Raw genomic sequence first — 23153 nt, forward strand, 5'->3', positions numbered from 1 at the left:
TTACTGCGTTCCAGACTCAAAATCTACTTTCCATTTGGCCCATTCATCTAAGAAGTAATCTAAAATTATCGGGTTGTCTAACGTATTCTCCTTAGTATCTGCAATTGTAATATCATTAGGGAAAATAAATGCTTGTTCAACTTGGTTATCATTAAGATATTTTAAGTCTTTAGGAATTGCTTTATAATCAACCTCACTATCATTACCACTATGTCGCCCAATAATAAATCCCCAATCTCCAAAAGACGGTATATAAGCATGATATGGTTGTACGTCCTCAAACACTGCCTCTAAGGTGTTATTAATACAACTGAAAACTGTATTTGAGAAGTAGATCTCACCAGACTGTGTAACAAAGACTCCATCTCTTTTTAAATTACGCTTAGCCATTAAAAAAAATTGCTTACTGTAGAGTCTGGCAATGGCCTGATTAGTTGGGTCTGGTAAATCAGCAATAATAACATCATACTTCTCAGTATTATTAAAAAGATATGTAAACGCATCTTCAGATATTAAATTCACCTTTTCATTAATAGCAGCAGCAGCATTAATTTCTTTCAAATATTGATTTTGTTTCGCTAAATAAAACATTGTACTATCAATATCCACCACATCGATATGCTGCACAGAATTGTGCTTAAGCACTTCCCTACTCGCTAAGTTTTCACCACCACCTAATATTAATACACGTTTTGGGTTATTATGCATTGCTAAAGGTACATGCACCAAAGATTCGTGATATCGATGCTCATCAGCCGAAGAGAACTGTATCACTCTATTAAGATACAATCTAATATCTCCTTGCGTCTTTGTCATTACAATTTTTTGATATGGAGTCTGCTCATTGAGCACAATTGGTCGTTTGTAGATTTTCTGATCCCAAACCTTTAGTAATTTACCACCAAACAAAACTAAAGTCAGTAAAGCGATTATAGCCAAAAAGCCATAAATGCTATTGCGTTTTTTATCTTTTAGCAAAGTATAGTTTAACAGTATGCCTAAAACAATATTTACAATACCAAACATTAAGGAGGAATAGTATAAACCAACAAAAGGTAGTATTATAAATGGAAAAATAAGTGTAGCAATTAAACCACCAATATAATCCAGAGATAAAATATTAGAGAGATTATTCTTAATGTTCCCCTCTTCTAGAGCAAAAGTCAACAAGGGCACTTCCATCCCAGTTAATAATCCAATGACAAAAATTATTGCCAAACAACTTATCTGTAATACCATTGGAGATACATACACAAAAAGCATGTAAAGCAATGGTACCGATATGCCACCAATAAATCCTAAAAGGTATTCTACATTAATAAAAAACGTTAGTGGTTTGTTCTTTAAAAATTTTGATAAGAAAGCACCAATCCCCATTGAGAACAAGTAAACCCCAATAATTATAGAGAACTGTCTTACTCCATCTCCTAAAAAGTAAGTTGCTGTGGTACTTATAAGTAATTCATAAATTATAGAGCATAAACCTGCGATAAATACAGCAAATGGAATTAGAGCTTTTTTATTCATTAAAAATTGATTATGTTTGAACAAATTAACTGGTCAAAGATGAATAAAAAAATTATAACAGGTCTTGCTTTAACTAAAAAAATAACTTTAACTGCAGCGATTACTGCTGCATTGACATTACAAAGTTGCGGAGGTGGAGATGGAAGCCCGAGAATTAAAGATGCACAACAAGATACTGTATACGAATCTACACAAGGTGTTATTACAGAAGTTGAAGAAATTGAACCAGGAAATGATTATAAAATTATAGATGAACGCCTTATCGGTGAAAAAGATAAGTCTATAGCTATAGTACACACACTTGAAGGTACAGTAGATACATTATCATTAAGAAAAATGAAGAATGATGAATCGTCTTATAGTCGTCATTCTGGTTTAAGAAGTATTTTATATTACTCTTTAGCAGCATCTTATTTTAATAGAAGCTTACGTAATGTAACTCCAAACCAAAACAACTACAAAAACGCTTCGGCTTATAACAAGTCAACGGGTTTAAAAAACGATTTAAAAAGTTCTGCTACATCGCGTCGTGTTAATGTACCAGGAAGATCATCTAGAGGATATGGCAGCGGAAAGTCGTTTAGATCATTTGGAGGATAGTCGTTTTAAGGAAATTAAACGCCTTAAGAAAAAACACGTTCCACATCGTTTACATTGGTATTTAGAAGAAGACTATTTTTCAGAAGAACTTCTAGGTCTTTACAGATCTGAAGTTGAACAATTGCGTCGTATTTCGGATGAAGCTTTTTATCTATTTCAACGTGCTACTGATAAAATCGTTAACGAAAATAGGTTAGACGAATTAGGCATTCCTGCTTCGTTTCATGCTTGTATTGAATACAGTTGGAGAAATAAGAATAAACATCCTTTTCTTTACGGTCGATTTGATATTAATGGAGGACTAAAATCCGATTACGGTCGTATTATAGAATTCAATGCAGATACGTGTAGTACAATTCCTGAAACCTTATTATGGCAACCGCTTCAGCTTGAAAAACTAAAAGGAAATCCCCAAAGCTTTAATACGCTTAAATACGATATAAATACCACGCTTTCTAACTTAAAACCTTTAATAGGAAAAGAAAATCCCGTTTTTCTAGGTACATCTTTTGGTTATATAGAAGACAAAGAAAATGTAAATTGTATCATAGATATTGCTTACGAAGCAGGTTTTAAACCTTTTTATTCTAATCTTGAAAACATCATCTTTTCTGATGAAGGTGTATTTCATCAAATTGGTGATGAATATGAAGACGTTGATGTGCTATTTAAAATGATACCTTGGGACTGGATGTTTAATGACGAGCCCGAGTTGGCAAGAACACTTTCAGAATTGATTATTAATGATAAAGTTGTGGTGTTAAACCCAGCTTATACAGCCATTTGGCAAAACAAGAAATTTTTAGCATATATTACCACGAACTTTCCGAATTCAATTTTAGCAGAAACTTATTTAGATAAGCTGCCGAGTTTATACAACTATGTAAAAAAGCCCGTTTATGGACGACTAGGTGAAAACATAACTATAGAAGCTATGGGTAACTCTGAAGCAAGGTCTGATGGTGATTTTGGTAACCAGGATATGATTTACCAAAAGTATTACCCTTTAAACAAAGATTTAGAAAACTACAGCTATCAAATAGGTATGTTCTACACAATAAGAGCCTCTGCTATCAATCTAAGAGCACAGCAATCTCAGATTATTACTGATGACTGCGAGTTTATGTCACATTTTATTATTTGATTGATAATAGCTGGTTGGAATGATTCTTGTTTGATGTTTGCAATGAGAAGTTCCGTTTTAGTTCTACTACTATTTAATATTTCAATTGCTTTTAGCCAAAAGCACAAAATTAACACTTCAGATTTATTGGGTTATTGGACCTATAATTACAGAATAAATGAACCTGAATCTATAATAATCGTATACAGACGTGCATACGACTACGAAAAAAGAACATTGTTGTTTTTTAATGCAAATGGGCTATATAGCATGGAACATTTTTGGAAAAGTAGTCGTAAATGTGGCAATGAAATACGTCCCAAAAACAAATATGGCACATATATATTAGACTATGATAACAAAACTTATATTTATCAAATAATGTCTCAGACGAGACATGGAAACTGATTTGGATTAATGAAAGTTCTTTTGGAGTTAAAATCAGATAAAACCAATTATACAGTTATTCCTATTGCTTCACCTCTTTCGATTTGCTTTATTACAACTTTATCAGACCCAAAGGATCCCATTAATAAATCTTGGATTTTTTTAGCGTCAAAAGGCTTACAAGAAAATATGTCTACAGCTGCAAACTCATGCTCTGGCCAGGTATGGATACTCACATGGCTTTCTTCTAAAAGAATAAATCCAGTTACTCCAATAGGTTCAAATTGTTTAAAAGATTCATTCACTTTAGAAAGTTGAAGTTCTTCTACTATAGCATGCAATACCTTTTTAACTGTAGATATAAACGAAAGTGTATCTGCATTACAGTTATACACATCCCAAGTGATATGAGTTCCGAGTGAGGCTTTCAAAATATAAGACTGAGACTGTTTTTATTCTTCTTCAGAATAACCGTCATAAGCACTCTGCATCATATCCATAAACTCATAAGAATCATACACCTTAACTAAGGTCGTATAAGATTCGTCGGCATCTACCTCTACCATTTCTGGTAAAGTCTCTCTTGGTCCATAATCCCAGGTTACCTTGTTTATAACATCTCTAACGACATCAAAATTACCTTCCATAGGAATACCTAAAAAGGTAATTTCTTTATTTGGTAAAGAAGATAAATAACTATTTTGAAATGCTGGTGGGCCGTAATATTCATCAGTTACTAAATATTCTGATAAAGAAGGATTTATCATATAAACCGACTCAGTAAAGTTATGCTTTATAATACTATCATTTTGCAAAGTCAATTGATGCTCACCTGGTCCCATTTCTACCCAAACGACCTCTTTAGGTGGAATCAATACCCTAAGTGTATCTACAACAATTTCTACTGACGAATCCGTTGGATTATCTATGGCTAAATCAACAGTACTAGTACATGATGAAAATAAAACTGTAGATAAAATTGAAAATATAAAAAGCTTCTTCATTATAAATTATTTAGTTGATTGCAATATAAGAATATTTAACAATTAGTACGTTTAATGTTAAATAAATTTGTACGATATTGACTTCATTAACAAGATAAATTAAGATACTTCTTTAGGTACTCTAAAGAGCAAAATAATCCCCAACAAAAAGAAGATAAACAAGAACAGAATAGAATTACGCATACTTCCTGTAATTTGATCAATAAAACCATAAATGAGCATTCCAATTACGATACCTATTTTTTCTGCAACATCATAAAAACTAAAATAAGAGGTGGTATCTTCTGTTTCTGGTAAAAATTTAGAATATGTAGATCTTGCTAAAGATTGAATACCTCCCATTACCAAACCTACTAATGAAGCCGCTATGTAAAATTGCATGGGAGTTTCCATAAAATAGGCATAAAAACACAATGCCATCCAAATAAAATTAACAGCAATTAATGTCTTAATATTTCCAAATTTAGATGAAGCTCTTGATGTTAAAACAGCCCCAAGAATAGCTACTATTTGAATCACCAAAATACTAACAATCAAACCTGTGGTTTTGGCTTCATCACTTCCCCAACTAATTTCCTCTTCACCAAAATACACAGCTACCAACATTATGGTTTGAACTGCCATACTAAATACAAAAAACGCATACAAATAACGTTTTAATCTAAGGTTTTCTTTCAATTGATTCCATACTCCTTTTAACTCCTTAAAGCCGTTGAATATTACAGATTTGGTTACTTTATGTTCAGAAGATGCTCCTTCGGGTAAAATATAAAATGTATATTGGCTAAATAGCGCCCACCAGACACCTACAGTTATGAATGAATAACGCATCATTTGCATCTTATCTTCCCCATTTTCTTGGCTCATAACCATAGCCAAATTAATTATCAGTAATAATACGCTTCCTACATATCCCATACTAAAGCCTTTAGCACTTATACTATCTTGTTGTTCTTCAAAGGCAATATCTGGTAAATAGGAATTATAAAACACTAAGCTTCCCCAATAACCTATTAATCCCATAAAATAGAACAATAAGCTTAAGTGGATTCTATCTAAACTAAACCAGTATAAACCTATACAACCTACAGATCCTATGTAACAGAAAAATTTCATAAAACTTTTCTTGTTTCCAACATAATCTGCAATTCCCGATAAAATAGGAGATAGGGTAGCAACAACTAAAAATGTAAATGCTGTTACAAAAGTGATAAGTGCAGTACTTTTAAATTCGTACCCGAAAGCTGTTACTTTCTTTACTTCTGACAGAAATAGTGCTGAATAGAATATAGGAAATATTGACGACGCAATTGTTAAAGTATATACTGAATTTGCCCAATCATAAAATGCCCAGGCATTAAGAAGTTTTTTACTTCCTTTTTTAAGTTCGCTCATAATATTATAATAAAAAAAGCTGCTCTATTTGAGCAGCTTCTAAAATAGTTAAATATTATTTAACTCAATATTAATTTATCGGTCTAAATGAAGTGACACCATATTTTTTAGCCTCGGCTTTTGCTTTTGGTGCTAATGCCTGTAAATTGGCAATTCTTGAGTCATTACTCGGGTGAGTGCTTAAAAACTCTGGTGGTGCTTGTCCTCCACTGTTAGCTTTCATACGTTTCCATAATTCTGCAGCCTCATCTGGGTTATAACCAGCTACTGCCATAAGATATAATCCAATCTTATCTGCTTCCGTTTCATGGCTTCTACTAAAAGGTAGCATTCCAGCTACATTACTTCCTATTCCATAGGCTTGCATCCACATTTGCTGCTTCTCAGCGCTTTGGTTTCCTGTAGCTACTGCTACTGCTACTCCACCTGCTTGCTGCAACATTCCAGAGCTCATACGTTGTTGACCATGGTTGGCCAATGCGTGGGCAACTTCATGTCCCATAATAGCAGCTACACCTGTTTCGTTTTGGGCTATTGGAAGAATTCCTGTATAAAATGCAATCTTTCCGCCAGGCATACACCAAGCATTGACTTGCTCGGATTCTATAAGTTTATATTCCCATTTGTAATCATCTAGATAACCTTGATGACCATTAGCGTTTAACCAACGTTCAGCAGCAACCGCAATACGTTGACCAACTCGTGTAATCATCTCAGAGTCTTTGGTACCTGTTATTATTTTACTTTCTGTAATTACTTGATTGTACTGAGCAAAGGAAGCAGGAAACAATTGATCGTTACCAACAAATGCCATTGTTTTTTTACCCGTAAATGGGTTCGTTGCACAAGACACAATTACAACAATAACTCCTATGATTAGTATCGCTTTTTTAATATTCATTGCAAATGGTTTTAATTATATAATTACTAAAATACAAAAATCAGTCCGTATTTATAGGACACCAATATAATTTACAAGTCACTAAGATTTTAACTATTTTCCTAAAATATGTAACTCAGAAAAATTCTTATCTACTACAATAGACTCTATGCCATTTACTTTTAGGCTTTTATGCACTATCTTTTCATTATCTAGTTGAACTTCTACAATATCAAAAGGTAAACCATGAAGTTGAATATTAAATGTTTCGTATGGTGTAACAAATTTCCCCTCTTTATATTGATTAATGATTAGTTCGTTTGTACGTCCAGTGAGTGTGAAATTTCTTAGACTATAACGTCCTTTTGTATAATCATAACCATCGTTGGCATCGCTATATAATTCACTCTCTTCCTTACCCTTCTTGTAGTAAACATCTAAGGTAATTTCTTTTATCTCCTTCTCTCCTACATATTGTTGTACTGGATACTTAGGAATTATAGCACCTTCCTTAATAAAGATTGGCATACTGTCTATATCTGCATCTACCCACATTTCCTTGCCTCCTTTTACGACTTCGTCATCCCAAAAGTTATACCAATTACCATTAGGTATATACATACGTCTCCCTTTAGCATTAGGTTCTAAAACAGGACAAGCTAAAATCTGTTCACCAAAAATAAATTCATCTGTCCTGTAATGTGTATGCACATCGTCTTGATCGAACAATACCAAAGATTTTAAGAGTGGTGTACCGTGGTCTACATAGTTCCAAAAAGCCGTGTATAAATAAGGTAATAGCTGGTATCGAATTTCAATAAATTTTCTAACAATATCTGTCACATCTTCATCAAAAGCCCATGGTTCTTGGTCTCCATGATCTCCTGAGGAATGTACTCTAAAGAACGGATGAAAAATTCCAAGCTGAATCCAACGTGTAAATAATTCTCCTTGAGGTTGTTCTGCAAATCCACCAATATCACTTCCTACAAAACCAAAACCTGACATTGCCATACGTTGCGCCTGTATATTAGCAATCCACAAATGCTCCCAGGTAGCAACATTATCTCCTGTCCAGGTTGAAGTATAACGTTGTGTTCCAGAATAAGCTGCACGAGTAATTACAAATGGACGCTTAGGATAAGAATACTTTTTTAATCCTTGATATGTAGCTCTAGCCATTTGCATACCATAAATATTATGTGCTTTTCTATGACTACAAGGGTTACCATCGTAATCGTGACGCACATCATCTGGAAAGGTTTTATTTGGCACTTCCATTACTGCTGGCTCATTCATATCGTTCCAAACTCCTTTAACACCAATTTTTTCAATAAGCTCCTTAAAAAGTCCAGACCACCATTCTCTTACTTCGGGATTTGTAAAGTCTGGAAAATAACATTCCCCAGGCCAAACTTTTCCTTTCATATAATCCCCATCTGCACGTTTACAGAAATAATCCTTATCCAATGCTTCCTTAAATATAGAATAGTCTTTATCAATTTTTATTCCAGGATCAATGATGACTACAGTTTTAAAACCATCTGCGGCTAATTCTTTTACCATACGCTTAGGATCGGGAAAATGATTTTTGTCCCAGGTAAAGCATCGAAAACCATCCATATAATCAATATCTAGATAAATAGCATCACAAGGAATTTGTAATTTTCTAAATGTAGACGTTATATCTTTTACCTTACTTTCGGGATAATAGCTCCATTTACATTGGTGAAATCCTAAAGCCCATAATGGTGGTAATAAATGAGGTTTCCCTGTTAAATCTGTATAACTTTCTACAACCTGGCTCATTTTTGGCCCGTAGAAAAAATAATAATTCATTTCTCCTCCCTGAGCCCAAAAGCTTGTTACATTACGGCGTTCGGTTGCAAAGTCGAAACTGGTTTGGAATGTATTATCGAAAAATATACCATAAGCCTTACCATGATGTAAACCTGTATAAAAAGGTATGGCTTTATAGATAGGGTCAGTCTCTCTTCCATAAGCATAAGAATCTGTAGCCCAATTGGTATAACGCTTTCCTCTTAAACTTAAATGGTTAGGCTTATCACCAAGACCATAGTAGCTTTCCCCATCGTTAGAGACTTTGCTCATTTTCACAATGTTACCTCCATGCTGATAGTTTTCTTCCCAATGGAAACCTGATTCGTCTTGGTTGATTAGGGTTCCATCTTTAACATCGTAGATAGAAACTCTAAGGCTTTCTTTAGAAATCTCACAACGCAGTTTTGATGTCGTTATTTCATAATAGTCCTTAGTTTCTTCTATTTCTAGTTTATTATAGCCTGTACTAGCATATTTAGTAATCGCATAAGAAAAGTCATTGCTAAAACTACCAATAGTGGTATATCTAAAGCGTAAAACACTATCCCTAACCACAGTTAATTGCAGTACAACATCATTGTCAGTAGAAAAATAAAGAGTATCTACATCTTTTTTGAAATCTATAATTTTTGAGGGGAATAAGTTGCCTTTGTGTTCTAGTTCCGTATTTACAATCATAGTTGCATTTATGTAAAGTTGCTTGTAAAAAAACGGAAAAAATCGCAGGTAAAAAAGTCTTTAAAACTTTAATTAGCACGAATTGTTAACTACATCGTTTTCGGAAAATATAATATGGTATTTGCTACGAGTTAAAATATAAAACCGTACTAGATTTAGAACCTTTGAGGCTATATATTACTTTAAAAATTGTGCCAACTATATTTTAGTTTTTACATTATTCTTCGCTTTAGCTGTACCATTAGATTTGCGCTTAACAGACTCTGAATATTTAAAAATAACCATACCCAGAGGTGGAATATCAATTTCAATAGAATGATCCCTAAAATGCCAAGGGTCAGCTTTAGTAGTTTTTATTTTATTAGCATAATTAGCACTTCCAAAATATTCTTTGGCATCACTATTAAAGATTTCTTTAAGCTTCCCTTTTCTTGCAATTCCTAACTTATAATGCTCTTGTGGCACAGGAGTCATATTACAAGCAATAATTAAATCGTCTTTTTCGTTTTTTCCTTTTCTTATGTATGTATATACAGAATTCTGTGCATCATTATGGTCTATCCATTCAAATCCATTAGAAACAAATTGATTTTCGTAAAGTGCTGGTTCTGTTTTATAGAGGATGTTTAAGTCTTTTACAAGGGCTTTAATACCTACATGAGGCTCATATTGTAACAAATGCCAATCCAGACCAGTTTCAAAATTCCATTCACCACTTTGACCGAATTCTGATCCTTGGAACAGCAGATTTCCTCCAGGATGTGTAAACATATAACTGTACAACAATCTTAAATTGGCAAAACGCTGCCATTCATCACCTGGCATACGACCTAAAATAGAACGTTTACCATAGACAACCTCATCATGACTTAAGGGTAACATAAAGTTTTCAGTAAATGCATAAGTCATTGAAAACGTTAAATCATTTTGATGAAAACGTCTGTATACTGGTTCTTTACCGAAGTATTCTAGAGTGTCATGCATCCAACCCATCATCCATTTCATACCAAAACCCAATCCACCTAAAGATGTCGGTCTTGAAACCATAGGGAATGCTGTAGATTCTTCTGCTATAGTTTGCACATCTGGAAAGCTAGAATAAACAGCCTCGTTCATTTCTCTTAAAAATGCGATTGCTTCTAAATTTTCTCTACCACCAAACATATTTGGCTCCCATTGACCATCATCTCTACTATAATCTAAAAATAACATCGATGCTACAGCATCTACTCTTAGTCCGTCCGCATGATATTGATCTAACCAATATATAGCATTACTGATTAAAAAAGATTTTACTTCGTTACGCCCATAGTTAAAAATCAAACTCTTCCAATCTGGATGATAGCCTCGTTTTCTATCTGGATGTTCATAGAGCGCAGAGCCATCAAAAAAACCAAGTCCATGTGCATCTTCGGGAAAATGTGATGGTACCCAATCGAGAATAATACCAATATCATTTTGATGTAATTTATCGACTAATAATTTAAATTCTTCTGGTAATCCAAAACGCGATGTTGGTGCAAAGTATCCTGTAACTTGATAGCCCCAAGACGGGTCGTAAGGATATTCCATTATGGGCATTAACTCTACATGCGTAAAATTCATTTCTTTAACGTACGATACGAGCTCATCTGTCATTTCTTCATAAGTCATAAAGCGGTCTTTATGTCCTTTTACTTGCTTTTTTCTCCAAGAACCTAAATGAACTTCATAAACAGAATATGGGGCATCTAAAGCATTATTCTTCTTACGCTTTTTCATCCATTTACTATCTTTCCACTTATAGGATTCTTCCCAAATTATGGATGCTGTTTTTGGTGGATGTTCTGAACGCCTAGCATAAGGATCTGCTTTTTCAGTCTTTGCATTTCCATGATTGCTTTGTATTTTATATTTATAAGTATCCCCTTTTTTAGCACCAGGAATAAAACCTTCCCAAATACCACTACTATCCCATCGTACATTAAGCTGATGGGTGCCTTCTACCCAAAAATTAAAATCTCCAATTACAGAAACTGCCTTAGCACTTGGAGCCCAAACAGCAAAATACACACCTTCTTTGCCTTCTATTGTTATAAGGTGAGATCCGAACTTTTCATATAAACGATAATGTTTTCCTGCTTTAAAGAGATCGATATCAAAATCTGTAAAGAGACTATGTGGTATTACTCCTGCCATAAATTAACTGTTAATAATATTAGAGATTCCTTTTAACGGAATAACAGCCCATCGTGGGCGCGAATTAAGCTCATATCCTAATTCGTAAATTGCTTTTTCGAGCATAGCATATTTTAATAAAAATATGCGCTCTTGATTATAACCTATATTAAGGTTTGCCTCTTGAACATTGGAAACATAAGTACCTAAAAACACGGATTTTAAATATCTGTATAATACTTCACCTGCCTCGAAAAGTTCTTCTTGTTCTTGCTTATACAAATCAAGATTGTTAAAAATCGTTGCATAAATTGCGTAATGAAACGAACGGAACAAGCCTGCAATATCTTTAAGAGGTGGTTGCTTAACTTTACGGTCGCGTATGGTACTTTCTGGCTCACCTTCAAAATCTAATATATAAAAGTCATCATCCTTTACTAAAACCTGACCCAAATGATAATCCCCATGTACTCTAATACGTTCTCCTTTTAGCTTGGTCCAATCAAAATCTACAAAACGTTTTCGTATTAGGTTTTTCTTCTCTAAAAATTCGTTAGCGAGTTCTAATGCTAAACCATCTAACTTATGTAAACTATTCTCAATGGTATTTAATCTATTTTGAAATTGATATAGTAATCTGTTTTTAAGCCAAACTTCATAATCGCCATTAAAATGCGACGGAGTAAAAGCCGTATCCTCAAACTCGCTTCCTAATGCAATATGCATTTCAGCTGTACGTTTTGCTAAAGTTTGAATTTTGAGAAAAATATTGAGCCCTACCCAATCTATAATCTGTGCTGGTACATCTGTTATTTCTAATCTTCCGAAATCTTCGGTATTTGGTAATTTTGAAATTGCTATGTTTTTATACTCCAGATTAGAAAACACTTTATGCAATTCCTTAAGCATATAGTCCCAAGCATCACCCTCGTTTTCTACCATTTGCTGCATTAAACCAATAGTAATATTAGTATTATCGCTATCCTTTATCTGTATACTCCCTAAATAAGCTGGTGTATTTTTATAATCTTTCTTATCTGAAAGAAAACGACTCATTTCATAATCTGGGTTACGATCTGCATAAATTCGTCTAAAGAATTTTAGAACATATTGCTCATTATAAACAATAGATGTATTACTCTGTTCCAAGCCCATAAATCGCGATGTTTGATATTTACAGTCTTTAAATAAATCGCTTTTGTGATAGCTTACACGTGTTTTATCTTTTGGTATGGCTGTTAAAATACGTTCAAACACTACTTTTCTGAACGCTTCCAGATTAATGGCATCAATGATGAAGCCTTCTTGATTTTGAATGCTTATAGGTAAAATTCTATCATCTTTTGCAAAGTTTTCATCAGAGACAAATGCTATTGGCAAAAAATAATGTTGATAAAAAGCTTCTACAAAATTAACCTCCAAAATTAAACCATAGTAGACTTCACCGTGTTGCTGAATTCTAAAATACTCGGCCAATTCTATGTACTTAAGTTTGCTCGCTTTACCACCATACCAACGTTGCCTAACAATATAGTCTTCTAATACATCCGACAAGAATACTTTAATGAACTCCTTGTTTTCTAGTAGTTCTTCCCACTTATTATTAAAATTATAAGGTGATTGTAAAGTGGTCGTTTTTGTCGGTTTTTTAGCCATATTATTTTGTTATCTTAAAGATATGAAAAGGAAGCGTTGGATGCAACTCCACATAATTCCACTCATCATCCCAAACATAATTATTTCCTGTAATTAAATCCGAAACAGTAACGGCTTGTCCATGTTGCAATCCGAGTTCTTGCATAGGAAGTTGCACATTATCGCGCTGTGGATAATGATGGTCTAAACTGATTATTATTAATAACTCATTAGTTTTGTTTGCATTCCATTTATAAAAGGCTATTAAATTATCGTTATGAATATTACAAAACTTAATATTATTGGTTTGTTGCAAGGCTTCATTATTATGACGAATAGTATTGATTCTTGAAATTAAAAGCGTTAATTTATTTTCTTTAAACCAATCGTAATGACACACTTGAAATTTTTCGGACATATAATATTCTTCTTTTCCCGGAATAGCAGCATCAATCATTTGTTCAAACACAGGACCATAAATACCAATATTTGAACTTAATGTTGCTGCAAGTGCGTAACGCTGCAGATATTTAGATTCGTTAGCTCCCTGTAGATGATAAGGGTTAATATCTGGAGTGTTTGGCCAAAAATTAGGTCGCATGTATTCGCTTTGGTCAGTTTGCGTTAGTTCTGTGATATATTCTACGAATTCTTGCTTTGTATTTCTCCAGGTAAAATAAGTATAAGATTGTGAATAGCCTTCCTTTGCTAAACGTTGCATCACTTTTGGTCTAGTAAATGCTTCTGCCAAGAAAATGACATCTGGATGTGTCTTTTTTACTTCTGAGATGAGCCAATTCCAAAAGTAATAGGGTTTAGTATGTGGGTTATCTACTCTAAAAATGCTTATACCACAATCCACCCAATATAACATAGTATCTAAACATTCTTTCCAAAGGTTTTTATAATCTTTGCTTTCCCAATAAATCGGTAGTATATCCTGATATTTTTTCGGTGGGTTCTCAGCATATTGTACAGTTCCATCTGGTCGCCACTTAAACCAATCTGGGTGATTTTTAACCCAAGGATGGTCTGGTGCTGCCTGTAAAGCATAATCCATAGCAACCTCTATACCTAAGTCTTTAGCTTTTTTAACTAAACGCTTAAAATCTGTAACTGTACCTAATTGTGGATGTATGTCCTTGTGCCCACCATATTGTGATCCAATTCCCCATGCAGAACCAACATCTCCTTCTTTAGCGTCAGTTGTATTATTCTTTCCTTTACGGTTTACTTCACCAATTGGATGCACAGGAGGAAAATACAACGTATCAAATCCCATTTCTGCAACTCTTGGTAACAAACGTTCACAATCTTTAAAGGTGCCGTGTTGTCCTTCTAACTTGGATGATGATCTTGGAAAAAACTCATACCAAGTACTGAATAGTGCTTTCTTTCGATCTACATATACTTGTAGTTCTTTAGTTTGATTTGATAAATGTTTTTCTGGATATTTATAGAAGATATCATGAAGCTTAATGCCTTTTGCCTCATTAATAGCCCAATCGTAATCTTTGTCATTACTAAATGCTTCTATACATTCTTGTAAATATTTCTTTTCGCTGGATGTCGCTTTTTTTAATAATGGCTTTAGATATGTGATGCCTTCGAGTAACTCGGATTTTACATATTGATTATCCTCTATTTTGCGTTCAATACCGTGTTGCCAATTCAAAGCATAGTCTACCCAACCTTCTACTTTATATGTGTAAAACCCTTGTTTGTCTACTACAAATGAAGCTTTCCATTCATCATTACCAACAAGATACATTCTGTTCTCGTTCCATTTTCGTTCTTTTTCGTGTTTGTAGAGTACAGAGGCCGCAATGACATCATGACCATCAATAAGGACATTAGCGTCTATATTTACTACCTCATTTACAATACGTTTTATAAAAAACTCACCACAGTTAATTTGAGGTCTAACTGCTTCTATAACTACTCGCTTTTGGTTATACATAGTGTTGGTTGAATGTTATTTGTGTTGCGAAATTACTATAGATAATCCATATATAAAAGATATTCTATAGCTATAAACTACTACAACGTTTGAAATTGAAAACTACTGCTTTTATGGTAGCTAATTTTATTATTGGATAATGGTTCTTGAAGGTATAACAGCATCTTTTTTAACTACAACGATGCCATCTTTTATAAAATAACTATCAGTTTCGATATCTTTAAGGTGCTTACCACCATTGATACGTACATCATCACCAATTCTACAATTTTTATCTAAGATGACATTTTTAATAAAGCAGCGCTCTCCTATGCCCATAAAAATCTTAATTTTTTTCTCTTCTATTTCCTCTAAAGATTCGTAAAAGTCGTTACCCATCATATAACAGTTTATAACAGTTGACTCAGATCCAATCCTAGAGCGGATGCCAATTACAGAGCGTTCAATCTTAGCTGCATGAACAAGACAACCTTCTGCTATTACAGTCTTATCAAGAAGAGTTCCAGAAACTTTAGATGTTGGCAAAATTCTTGCGTTGGTATAAATACGTTTAGTATTATCATACAAATTAAATTGAGGAATACTATCTGTTAATCCTAAATTGGCTTCAAAAAACGAATCAATGTTTCCTATATCTGTCCAATAACCTTCAAATTGATAACTTAACGTTTTGTGTTTACCAATAGCACTAGGAATAATTTCTTTTCCAAAATCTACAGTTCCAGGTTTTTTCATCAATTCAACCAATAAATCTTTGTTGAATATATAGATTCCCATGGATGCCAAATATAATCTACCACTATCTTGCATTGCTTTACTTACGTTAGACTCCCATTCTGGCAATAATGATGCGTCTGGTTTTTCTATAAAAGATTTTATAATGTTGTCCTCGTCAGTTTTCATAATACCAAAAGATGTTGCATCTTTTGCATTAACAGGTTGCGTAGCAATTGAAATCTCTGCTCCACTTTGCTCATGTGCCAAAATCATCTTATTAAAGTCCATTTGATATAATTGATCGCCAGATAATATAAGCGTATAATCAAAATCGTGTTGCAAGAAGTGATGCATACTTTGTCTTACAGCATCTGCCGTACCTTGGAACCATTCATCACTATGTATGGTTTGTTCTGCAGCCAAGACATCTACAAAAGCAGAACTAAAAAAACTAAAATGATAAGTGTTCTTTATATGTTTATTTAACGATGCAGAATTAAACTGAGTTAAGACATACATACGCTTTATATTTGAGTTGATACAGTTAGATATTGGTATATCTACTAACCTATATTTTCCTGCTATAGGAACTGCAGGTTTAGATCTACTCTCAGTTAATGGGTAAAGTCTAGAACCTTGACCACCACCTAAAATTATACTTAAAACTTTGTCGTTAATCATTACTTCTTTATTAAAGATTTATATATAGATTTTGTTTGCTTTGCTATGGCCTCCCAATCAAAAAAGTCTTCAACCCTTTTTCGTCCATTTCTTGACATATACCGCCTTAATTCTTTATTTGAAATTAATTCATTGACTCCTTTAGCTAAATCCTGGGAAAATTTGTCTGGATCTACTGGTTCGAATGGTGCAGATTTTTGCTGTTCTAAATTAATCAGTAATCCTGTTTCGCCTTCTACAACAACTTCTTTTATACCACCTACAGCACTAGCTACCACAGCAGTTTCGCATGCCATGGCCTCAATATTTATAATTCCGAAAGGTTCGTAAATAGATGGACAACAAAACACATCTGCATGAGAATATAGCTGAATAACATCCTTCTTGTCTAACATGGTATCAATCCAAAAAATGTTATCTCTTGATTTTGAAGCTTCTGCAACTGCATCTTCCATTTCTTTGGCAATTTCTGGAGTATCTGGTGCACCAGCACACAAGACTATTTGAGTATTTTTATCTATATACTTAATGGCATTTACTAAGTGAATAATTCCTTTTTGACGTGTAATTCTACCAACAAATAACACATACGGTTTAGCTTTATCAATATTGTAAGTATCTAGCACCGAAGTTTCTTTAACAACAACGTACTCTTTTAAATCAATACCATTATATACAACTTCAATTTTACTTTCATCAACGTTAAAATGCTTTAAGATATCATCTTTTGTTTCTTTAGAAACTGCTATAAGACAATCTGCCATTTCTATAGCCATTTTTTCTACCCAAGATGATGCATCGTAGCCTCTCCCAAGTTGTTCTCTTTTCCATGGTCTTAAAGGTTCTAAAGAATGTGTTGTAACCACTAAAGGAGTACCATAACATAACTTCGCTAATACACCTGCAAAATGAGAATACCAAGTATGACAATGCACAACATCTGCATCAATTACATCTACATTCATACTCAAACCAGTGCTTAGTGTTTTAAATACAGCTTTTAATTTAGCATTAGCATCATTAAAGGTTGGATTATCAAAAGGAAAACCTTTTATTGTTAAATTCTCTTCAGAAATATCCTGATCACCAAAAGCTCTAACTTCCATTTCTAATAATTTGGAAAGTTCTCCTGCTAAATATTCAACATGCACACCAGCACCACCATATACATAAGGAGGAAATTCTCTTGTGAAAAATAATACTTTCATTTAAGTTGTTTTTGCACTTGTAATTAATGACATGACCGAAAAAAACAATCATTTAATAACAAAATAGGTCTTATAAATCCTATTCTACGATCATTTGTAAAATAACAAAATATATTGACTTTAAAAGCCCATATCGCTAATAAATTAACATTTAAATAAACTACCTCGAATTTGTAATACAAAGTATCTTTATTCGACAAAGGCAGTATTAAGTTTTATATTTATACAATGAAAAAAATAGTATTATTTGCCGTAATTGGTTTATTATTTAGCTGTAGTGGCTCAGCGCAAAAAACCGAAACAAAAGAAAAATTCGCAGTAACAAAAACAAAAGCCGAATGGAAAGCCCAACTTACCGAGAAACAATATTATGTTTTGCGTGAAGCTGGTACCGAACGTCCATTTACAAGTCCCTTAAACAAAAACTATAAAAAAGGGGTTTACCATTGTGCAGGTTGTGATACACCATTGTTTAAGAGCGAGCATAAATTTGACTCTGGCACAGGGTGGCCAAGCTTTGATAAAGAGATTGAAGGTAATGTTGCATTCTCAACAGATTATAATATTGGTTATGCGCGCACAGAGGAGCATTGTGCTACTTGTGGTGGACATTTAGGACATGTTTTTAATGATGGTCCAAAAGACACTACAGGGAAACGGCATTGTATAAATGGAGTGGCATTAAAGTTTGTTGCTGCTAAAGAGTAACACCTATTATAAATAATTATATAATAGTGATATAAAATTTATCAATAATCAAAATGGATTATAGTGATTTTGTATTACTAATTTTATTGGTATAATTCAAAGCCATGGAGAATTCTTATCTAACAAGTGTCATAAAACAATTTGAATATTACAAAAATCTTGGAAATAATACTTTTAATCAATTAGCTTTTGAAGAATTGAAAAAAGAGTTTAATGAAGACTCCAATTCTATTTCCATAATAGTAAAACACATTACTGGTAATATGTTAAGTCGATGGACAAATTTTTTAACTGAAGATGGAGAAAAAGAATGGAGAAAACGTGATGAAGAATTTATAGATACTTTTACTTCAAAAGAAGAACTCATTGGTGCCTGGAACCAAGGATGGCAATGTCTTTTTAACGCCATAAAACCTCTATCACCAACTGATCTGGAAAGTGTTATATATATTAGAAACCAAGGTCACTCAGTTACTGAAGCCGTAAACAGGCAAATGATGCATTACGCATACCATATTGGTCAAATTGTACTATTGGGTAAGCTTATTAAAGGGAATAACTGGCAATCTTTATCTATACCAAAAGGAAAGTCAAAAGACTATAACAAAGATAAGTTCTCTAAAAGTAAAACTAAGAAACATTTCACTGAAGACATATAAGTGGTGTAAAACTTAAAGGATTAAAAACCCAAATTCAAAATTTCATACTATCATTTAGTAATGAAAGTTTTAGGATTTAGGATTTATCTTTTTGGAATTTATTACTTTTGTGCTTCAAAATTCAACTAAAAAATTACTTATGAGTAAATACGATATTATAGTGTTGGGAAGTGGTCCAGGTGGTTATGTAACTGCAATTAGAGCTTCTCAATTAGGATTCAAAACAGCTGTTGTTGAAAAGGAAAGTCTTGGTGGAGTTTGTTTAAATTGGGGATGTATACCTACTAAAGCACTTTTAAAATCTGCTCAGGTATTTGAATATCTAAAACATGCCGAAGATTATGGTTTAAAGGTTAAGGATGCTGAACACGATTTTGATGCCGTTGTAAAGCGTAGTCGCGGTGTTGCTGACGGAATGAGTAATGGTGTTAAGTTTTTAATGAAAAAAAATAAAATCGACGTTATTGAAGGTTATGGTAAAGTAAAGCCTGGAAAAATAATTGATGTTGATGGAAAAGAATATGCTGCAGACCATATTATTATAGCTACTGGTGCACGTTCTCGTGAATTACCTAGTTTGCCCCAAGATGGTAAAAAAGTAATTGGTTATAGACAAGCTATGACTCTGGAGAAGCAACCTAAAAAGATGATTGTTGTTGGTTCTGGCGCTATTGGTGTAGAGTTTGCCTATTTCTATAATTCTATGGGAACTGAAGTCACTATTGTAGAATATATGCCAAAGATTGTGCCTGTTGAAGATGATGAAGTCTCTAAACAATTAGAACGTAGCTTTAAAAAATCTGGCATAAAAATTATGACCTCTGCCGAAGTGACTTCTGTAGATACGTCTGGCGAAGGTGTAAAAGCTACTGTAAAAACCAAAAAAGGAGAAGAAGTTTTAGAAGCTGATATTGTCTTATCTGCTGTTGGTATTAAATCTAATATTGAGAATATAGGGCTAGAAGATGTAGGTATTGCTGTAGATAGAGACAAAATTTTAGTAAATGACTATTACCAGACTAATATTCCTGGTTATTATGCTATTGGAGATGTTACGCCAGGTCAGGCATTAGCTCACGTAGCATCTGCCGAAGGTATCCTTTGTGTAGAAAAAATCGCAGGACAACATGTTGAAGCCTTAGACTATGGAAATATTCCTGGTTGTACGTATTGTTCTCCAGAAATTGCATCAGTTGGTTTAACCGAAGCTCAAGCTAAAGAACAAGGCTTAGATGTAAGAATTGGTAAGTTTCCATTCTCTGCATCTGGTAAAGCAAGTGCAGGTGGAAATAAAGATGGTTTTGTAAAAGTAATTTTTGATGCTAAATATGGTGAATGGTTAGGTTGTCATATGATTGGTGCTGGTGTAACCGACATGATTGCAGAGGCTGTTCTAGGTAGAAAGTTAGAGACTACTGGGCACGAAGTCTTAAAGGCTGTACATCCTCACCCAACGATGAGTGAAGCTGTTATGGAAGCTGTAGCCGATGCATATGATGAAGTCATACATTTATAGTAAATCTTATTCTAACAGGAAAAGAATTTTCTACATACAATAAATAAAAAGCGATTCATTGTCTTTTGAATCGCTTTTTTATTATCTAAAATTATAATCTATACCCTAAACCTAGAAATATAATATTGGGAGATAACTCTTCAAAACCTATAGTGTATTTCATATGCATACTTAATGCTGAACTAAAATCGTAATCTAGACTCACGTCTGCCCTAACTTTAAACTTGTTACTAAAAATATCGAAGAAATAATTTAAACTGGGTCCTACCAGAATATGAAAACTCTCATAGATATCATACTTTAAATAAATTGGTGCGTTGATGAACTCTAAGTCGCCTACACCTTTGTATAATACTTCTGGTTGAATATGAAATCCATTATCTATTTTGAAGTCCGCAAAAACACCTCCATAAAATCCCACTTCGGTATCTGGTGTTGTACCAAAATCTCCTTGCGTAACTTTAAAAAACGTAAAATTTAAACCCCCTTTAATTCCAAAATCTTGAGCGAATACTATAGAAATACTAAATAAAAACCCTACAATGAATACAACCTTTCTCATTCTACAATATAAAGCTTTCTATAGCTAAATCATAACTCAATAAGCCAAAACCAAGAATCACGCCTTTAGTATGAGGGGAAATATAGGATTGATGCCTAAACTCCTCTCTAGAAAACGTATTAGAGATATGTACTTCTACAACCGGAGTGTTAATAGCCTTTACAGCATCTCCAATTCCTACTGAAGTATGTGTATAAGCAGCTGCATTTAATATAATACCATCATAACTAAAACCAATGTCTTGTAATTTATCGATTAGCTCACCTTCTATATTAGATTGATAATAATCAATATTGATATCCTTAAATTTAGATTGAAGTGTTTTCAAATAATCTTCAAACGTTTCATTACCATACATTTCTGGTTCGCGCTTACCCAATAAGTTAAGGTTTGGGCCATTTATTATAATAAGTTGCTTCATAAAGTAAAGATATTAAAATAAGCGCATAAAAAAACCGAAGCTGTTGGCTTCGGTATTTTTATAAAAAGTAATTTTCTTTTTAGAAATGTAATGCAAAACCAACATTAAACTGGAATACACCTTCATCTGTAAAATCTTCATTTAAAGAAAGGTTGTATCTTAATCCTGGTTCAATCGATACGTTATCAGCTACAAACCATGCATAACCAGCACCGATACCTAACCATAAAGGAGTCTCACCTGCACCGTTCTCTGCACCATCGCCTGAAGCACCAGTTAAATCTACAGTTACAGGAATCATGCTCTTAACATAATATTTAGCACCTAGTCTGTAAGAAAACGAACTAACGTTATCTCCTTCATCAGGACTAACACCACCATAACCTAAACCTGCTTTGATAGCTAAATCGTCCATGATGAAGTAACCACCATCTAAACCAATGTTGTAAGAGGAGTTACCATCAATAGATGCAAAGTAGATACCAGTTGTACCTAACATAGCATTACCTGTGTTAGCTTCAATTAACCACTTACCTTCAGACGTTTGCCCTCCACCATTGTCGCTATCTTGAGCATTAACACTCGCAAAAGCAAATACTGCAAAAGCAGCTAAAAATAATTTTTTCATAATCTTTAAGTTTATTTTAAAATTTAATTTGGTCGGCAAATGTAGGTTTTAGATGACATATATAAAACAAATAATATGTTAATATTTAATGTATTTCATCGATATTTTATGTGATTTACAGACCTAATCCTTGTTTTATTTAAAATCTATATTTAGAGTTTTTGAATAAAACAAGTGCATAAAAAAACCGAAGCTGTTGGCTTCGGTATTTTTATAAAAAGTAATTTTCTTTTTAGAAATGTAATGCAAAACCAACATTAAACTGGAATACACCTTCATCTGTAAAATCTTCATTTAAAGAAAGGTTGTATCTTAATCCTGGTTCAATCGATACGTTATCAGCTACAAACCATGCATAACCAGCACCGATACCTAACCATAAAGGAGTCTCACCTGCACCGTTCTCTGCACCATCTCCTGAAGCACCAGTTAAATCTACAGTTACAGGAATCATGCTCTTAACATAATATTTAGCACCTAGTCTGTAAGAAAACGAACTAACGTTATCTCCTTCATCTGGACTAACACCACCATAACCTAAACCTGCTTTGATAGCTAAATCGTCCATGATGAAGTAACCACCATCTAAACCAATGTTGTAAGAGGAGTTACCATCAATAGATGCAAAGTAGATACCAGTTGTACCTAACATAGCATTACCTGTGTTAGCTTCAATTAACCACTTACCTTCAGACGTTTGTCCTCCACCATTGTCGCTATCTTGAGCATTAACACTCGCAAAAGCAAAAACTGCAAAAGCAGCTAAAAATAATTTTTTCATAATCTTTAAAGTTTTAAAATTGATTAGTACAAACTAAAGCCTTTTTTTTTAAATAATAAAGTTTCTTAGCACAGTTATTAACAA

The 23153-nt window shown here is 33.5% G+C and carries 21 protein-coding genes; 6 read left to right on the forward strand and 15 right to left on the reverse strand.

All coding sequences use genetic code 11. From position 1 onward, the window contains the following. Entirely contained in the window at nt 1-1527 is a 1527-nt protein-coding gene (locus Q0912_RS07855) for a polyamine aminopropyltransferase (protein WP_299113788.1), read from the reverse strand. 39 nt (nt 1528-1566) lie between these two features. Between Q0912_RS07855 and Q0912_RS07860 the strand changes: the two genes are divergently transcribed. The 3 genes from Q0912_RS07860 to Q0912_RS07870 are packed head-to-tail and all read left to right on the forward strand — an operon-like array spanning nt 1567 to nt 3658. After that, nucleotides 1567-2127, forward strand: coding sequence for a hypothetical protein (locus Q0912_RS07860; protein WP_299113790.1), 561 nt, complete (start codon nt 1567-1569; stop codon nt 2125-2127). Beyond that, the gene (locus Q0912_RS07865; RefSeq protein ID WP_299113792.1) at nt 2090-3271 is read left to right on the forward strand and encodes a glutathionylspermidine synthase family protein; all 1182 of its coding nucleotides are present in this window, start codon (nt 2090-2092) and stop codon (nt 3269-3271) included. The genes Q0912_RS07860 and Q0912_RS07865 overlap by 38 nt, the downstream gene beginning before the upstream one ends. A 42-nt stretch (nt 3272-3313) precedes the next feature. Further along, nucleotides 3314-3658: a hypothetical protein gene (locus Q0912_RS07870; protein WP_299113794.1), complete on the forward strand. Its 345-nt coding sequence runs from the start codon at nt 3314-3316 to the stop codon at nt 3656-3658. Nucleotides 3659-3705: 47 nt separating this feature from the next. Here the strand turns inward: Q0912_RS07870 and speD are convergent, their stop codons facing one another. The 10 genes from speD to glgA form a co-directional block, all read right to left on the reverse strand. Continuing rightward, nucleotides 3706-4068, reverse strand: a complete 363-nt coding sequence (gene speD, locus Q0912_RS07875; protein ID WP_299113796.1) for an adenosylmethionine decarboxylase — start codon at nt 4066-4068, stop codon at nt 3706-3708. A gap of 21 nt (nt 4069-4089) precedes the next feature. Further along, a complete protein-coding gene (locus Q0912_RS07880; protein WP_299113798.1) occupies nt 4090-4641 on the reverse strand; it encodes a hypothetical protein in 552 nt (183 codons plus the stop codon). Between the two features lie 99 nt (nt 4642-4740). Continuing rightward, entirely contained in the window at nt 4741-6036 is a 1296-nt protein-coding gene (locus Q0912_RS07885; RefSeq protein ID WP_299113799.1) for an MFS transporter, read from the reverse strand. Between the two features lie 70 nt (nt 6037-6106). Continuing rightward, nucleotides 6107-6937 (reverse strand): M48 family metallopeptidase, encoded by an 831-nt coding sequence (locus tag Q0912_RS07890; RefSeq protein ID WP_299113800.1) that lies wholly within the window; start codon nt 6935-6937, stop codon nt 6107-6109. A 93-nt stretch (nt 6938-7030) separates the two neighbouring features. Next, nucleotides 7031-9436: a glycoside hydrolase family 31 protein gene (locus tag Q0912_RS07895; protein ID WP_299113802.1), complete on the reverse strand. Its 2406-nt coding sequence runs from the start codon at nt 9434-9436 to the stop codon at nt 7031-7033. Nucleotides 9437-9634: 198 nt separating this feature from the next. After that, nucleotides 9635-11614 carry a 1,4-alpha-glucan branching protein GlgB gene (gene glgB, locus Q0912_RS07900; RefSeq protein WP_299113804.1) on the reverse strand — a complete coding sequence of 660 codons (1980 nt, stop codon included), beginning with the start codon at nt 11612-11614 and terminating at the stop codon, nt 9635-9637. A gap of 3 nt (nt 11615-11617) precedes the next feature. Further along, nucleotides 11618-13249, reverse strand: a complete 1632-nt coding sequence (locus tag Q0912_RS07905) for a trehalose synthase (RefSeq protein WP_299113806.1) — start codon at nt 13247-13249, stop codon at nt 11618-11620. Nucleotide 13250: 1 nt separating this feature from the next. Further along, nucleotides 13251-15188 carry an alpha-1,4-glucan--maltose-1-phosphate maltosyltransferase gene (locus tag Q0912_RS07910; protein ID WP_299113808.1) on the reverse strand — a complete coding sequence of 646 codons (1938 nt, stop codon included), beginning with the start codon at nt 15186-15188 and terminating at the stop codon, nt 13251-13253. A 129-nt stretch (nt 15189-15317) separates the two neighbouring features. Next, nucleotides 15318-16586 (reverse strand): glucose-1-phosphate adenylyltransferase, encoded by a 1269-nt coding sequence (locus tag Q0912_RS07915; RefSeq protein WP_299113810.1) that lies wholly within the window; start codon nt 16584-16586, stop codon nt 15318-15320. Then, on the reverse strand, nt 16586-17794 hold the full coding sequence (gene glgA / locus Q0912_RS07920; protein WP_299113812.1) for a glycogen synthase: 1209 nt from the start codon (nt 17792-17794) through the stop codon (nt 16586-16588). The genes Q0912_RS07915 and glgA overlap by 1 nt, the downstream gene beginning before the upstream one ends. Before the next feature lie 228 nt (nt 17795-18022). Between glgA and msrB the strand changes: the two genes are divergently transcribed. The 3 genes from msrB to lpdA all read left to right on the forward strand — a co-directional run bounded on the left by msrB (nt 18023) and on the right by lpdA (nt 20677). Then, nucleotides 18023-18502: a peptide-methionine (R)-S-oxide reductase MsrB gene (gene msrB, locus Q0912_RS07925; protein WP_299113814.1), complete on the forward strand. Its 480-nt coding sequence runs from the start codon at nt 18023-18025 to the stop codon at nt 18500-18502. Nucleotides 18503-18606: 104 nt separating this feature from the next. Beyond that, nucleotides 18607-19161, forward strand: a complete 555-nt coding sequence (locus Q0912_RS07930) for a DinB family protein (RefSeq protein WP_299113816.1) — start codon at nt 18607-18609, stop codon at nt 19159-19161. 139 nt (nt 19162-19300) lie between these two features. Continuing rightward, a complete protein-coding gene (lpdA, locus tag Q0912_RS07935) occupies nt 19301-20677 on the forward strand; it encodes a dihydrolipoyl dehydrogenase (protein WP_299113818.1) in 1377 nt (458 codons plus the stop codon). A 91-nt stretch (nt 20678-20768) separates the two neighbouring features. Here lpdA and Q0912_RS07940 read toward each other — a convergent pair whose 3' ends face one another. The 4 genes from Q0912_RS07940 to Q0912_RS07955 form a co-directional block, all read right to left on the reverse strand. Beyond that, nucleotides 20769-21239, reverse strand: a complete 471-nt coding sequence (locus Q0912_RS07940) for a hypothetical protein (protein ID WP_299113820.1) — start codon at nt 21237-21239, stop codon at nt 20769-20771. 1 nt (nt 21240) lies between these two features. After that, nucleotides 21241-21660 carry a type II 3-dehydroquinate dehydratase gene (gene aroQ / locus Q0912_RS07945; RefSeq protein WP_299113822.1) on the reverse strand — a complete coding sequence of 140 codons (420 nt, stop codon included), beginning with the start codon at nt 21658-21660 and terminating at the stop codon, nt 21241-21243. A 79-nt stretch (nt 21661-21739) separates the two neighbouring features. Continuing rightward, complete coding sequence (locus tag Q0912_RS07950; RefSeq protein ID WP_299113823.1) at nt 21740-22288, reverse strand: outer membrane beta-barrel protein; 549 nt, start codon at nt 22286-22288, stop codon at nt 21740-21742. A 232-nt stretch (nt 22289-22520) separates the two neighbouring features. After that, on the reverse strand, nt 22521-23069 hold the full coding sequence (locus Q0912_RS07955; RefSeq protein ID WP_299113823.1) for an outer membrane beta-barrel protein: 549 nt from the start codon (nt 23067-23069) through the stop codon (nt 22521-22523). Nucleotides 23070-23153 lie beyond the last annotated feature (84 nt).

Source organism: uncultured Winogradskyella sp. (assembly GCF_947498345.1).
Classification (GTDB): Bacteria; Bacteroidota; Bacteroidia; order Flavobacteriales; family Flavobacteriaceae; genus Winogradskyella.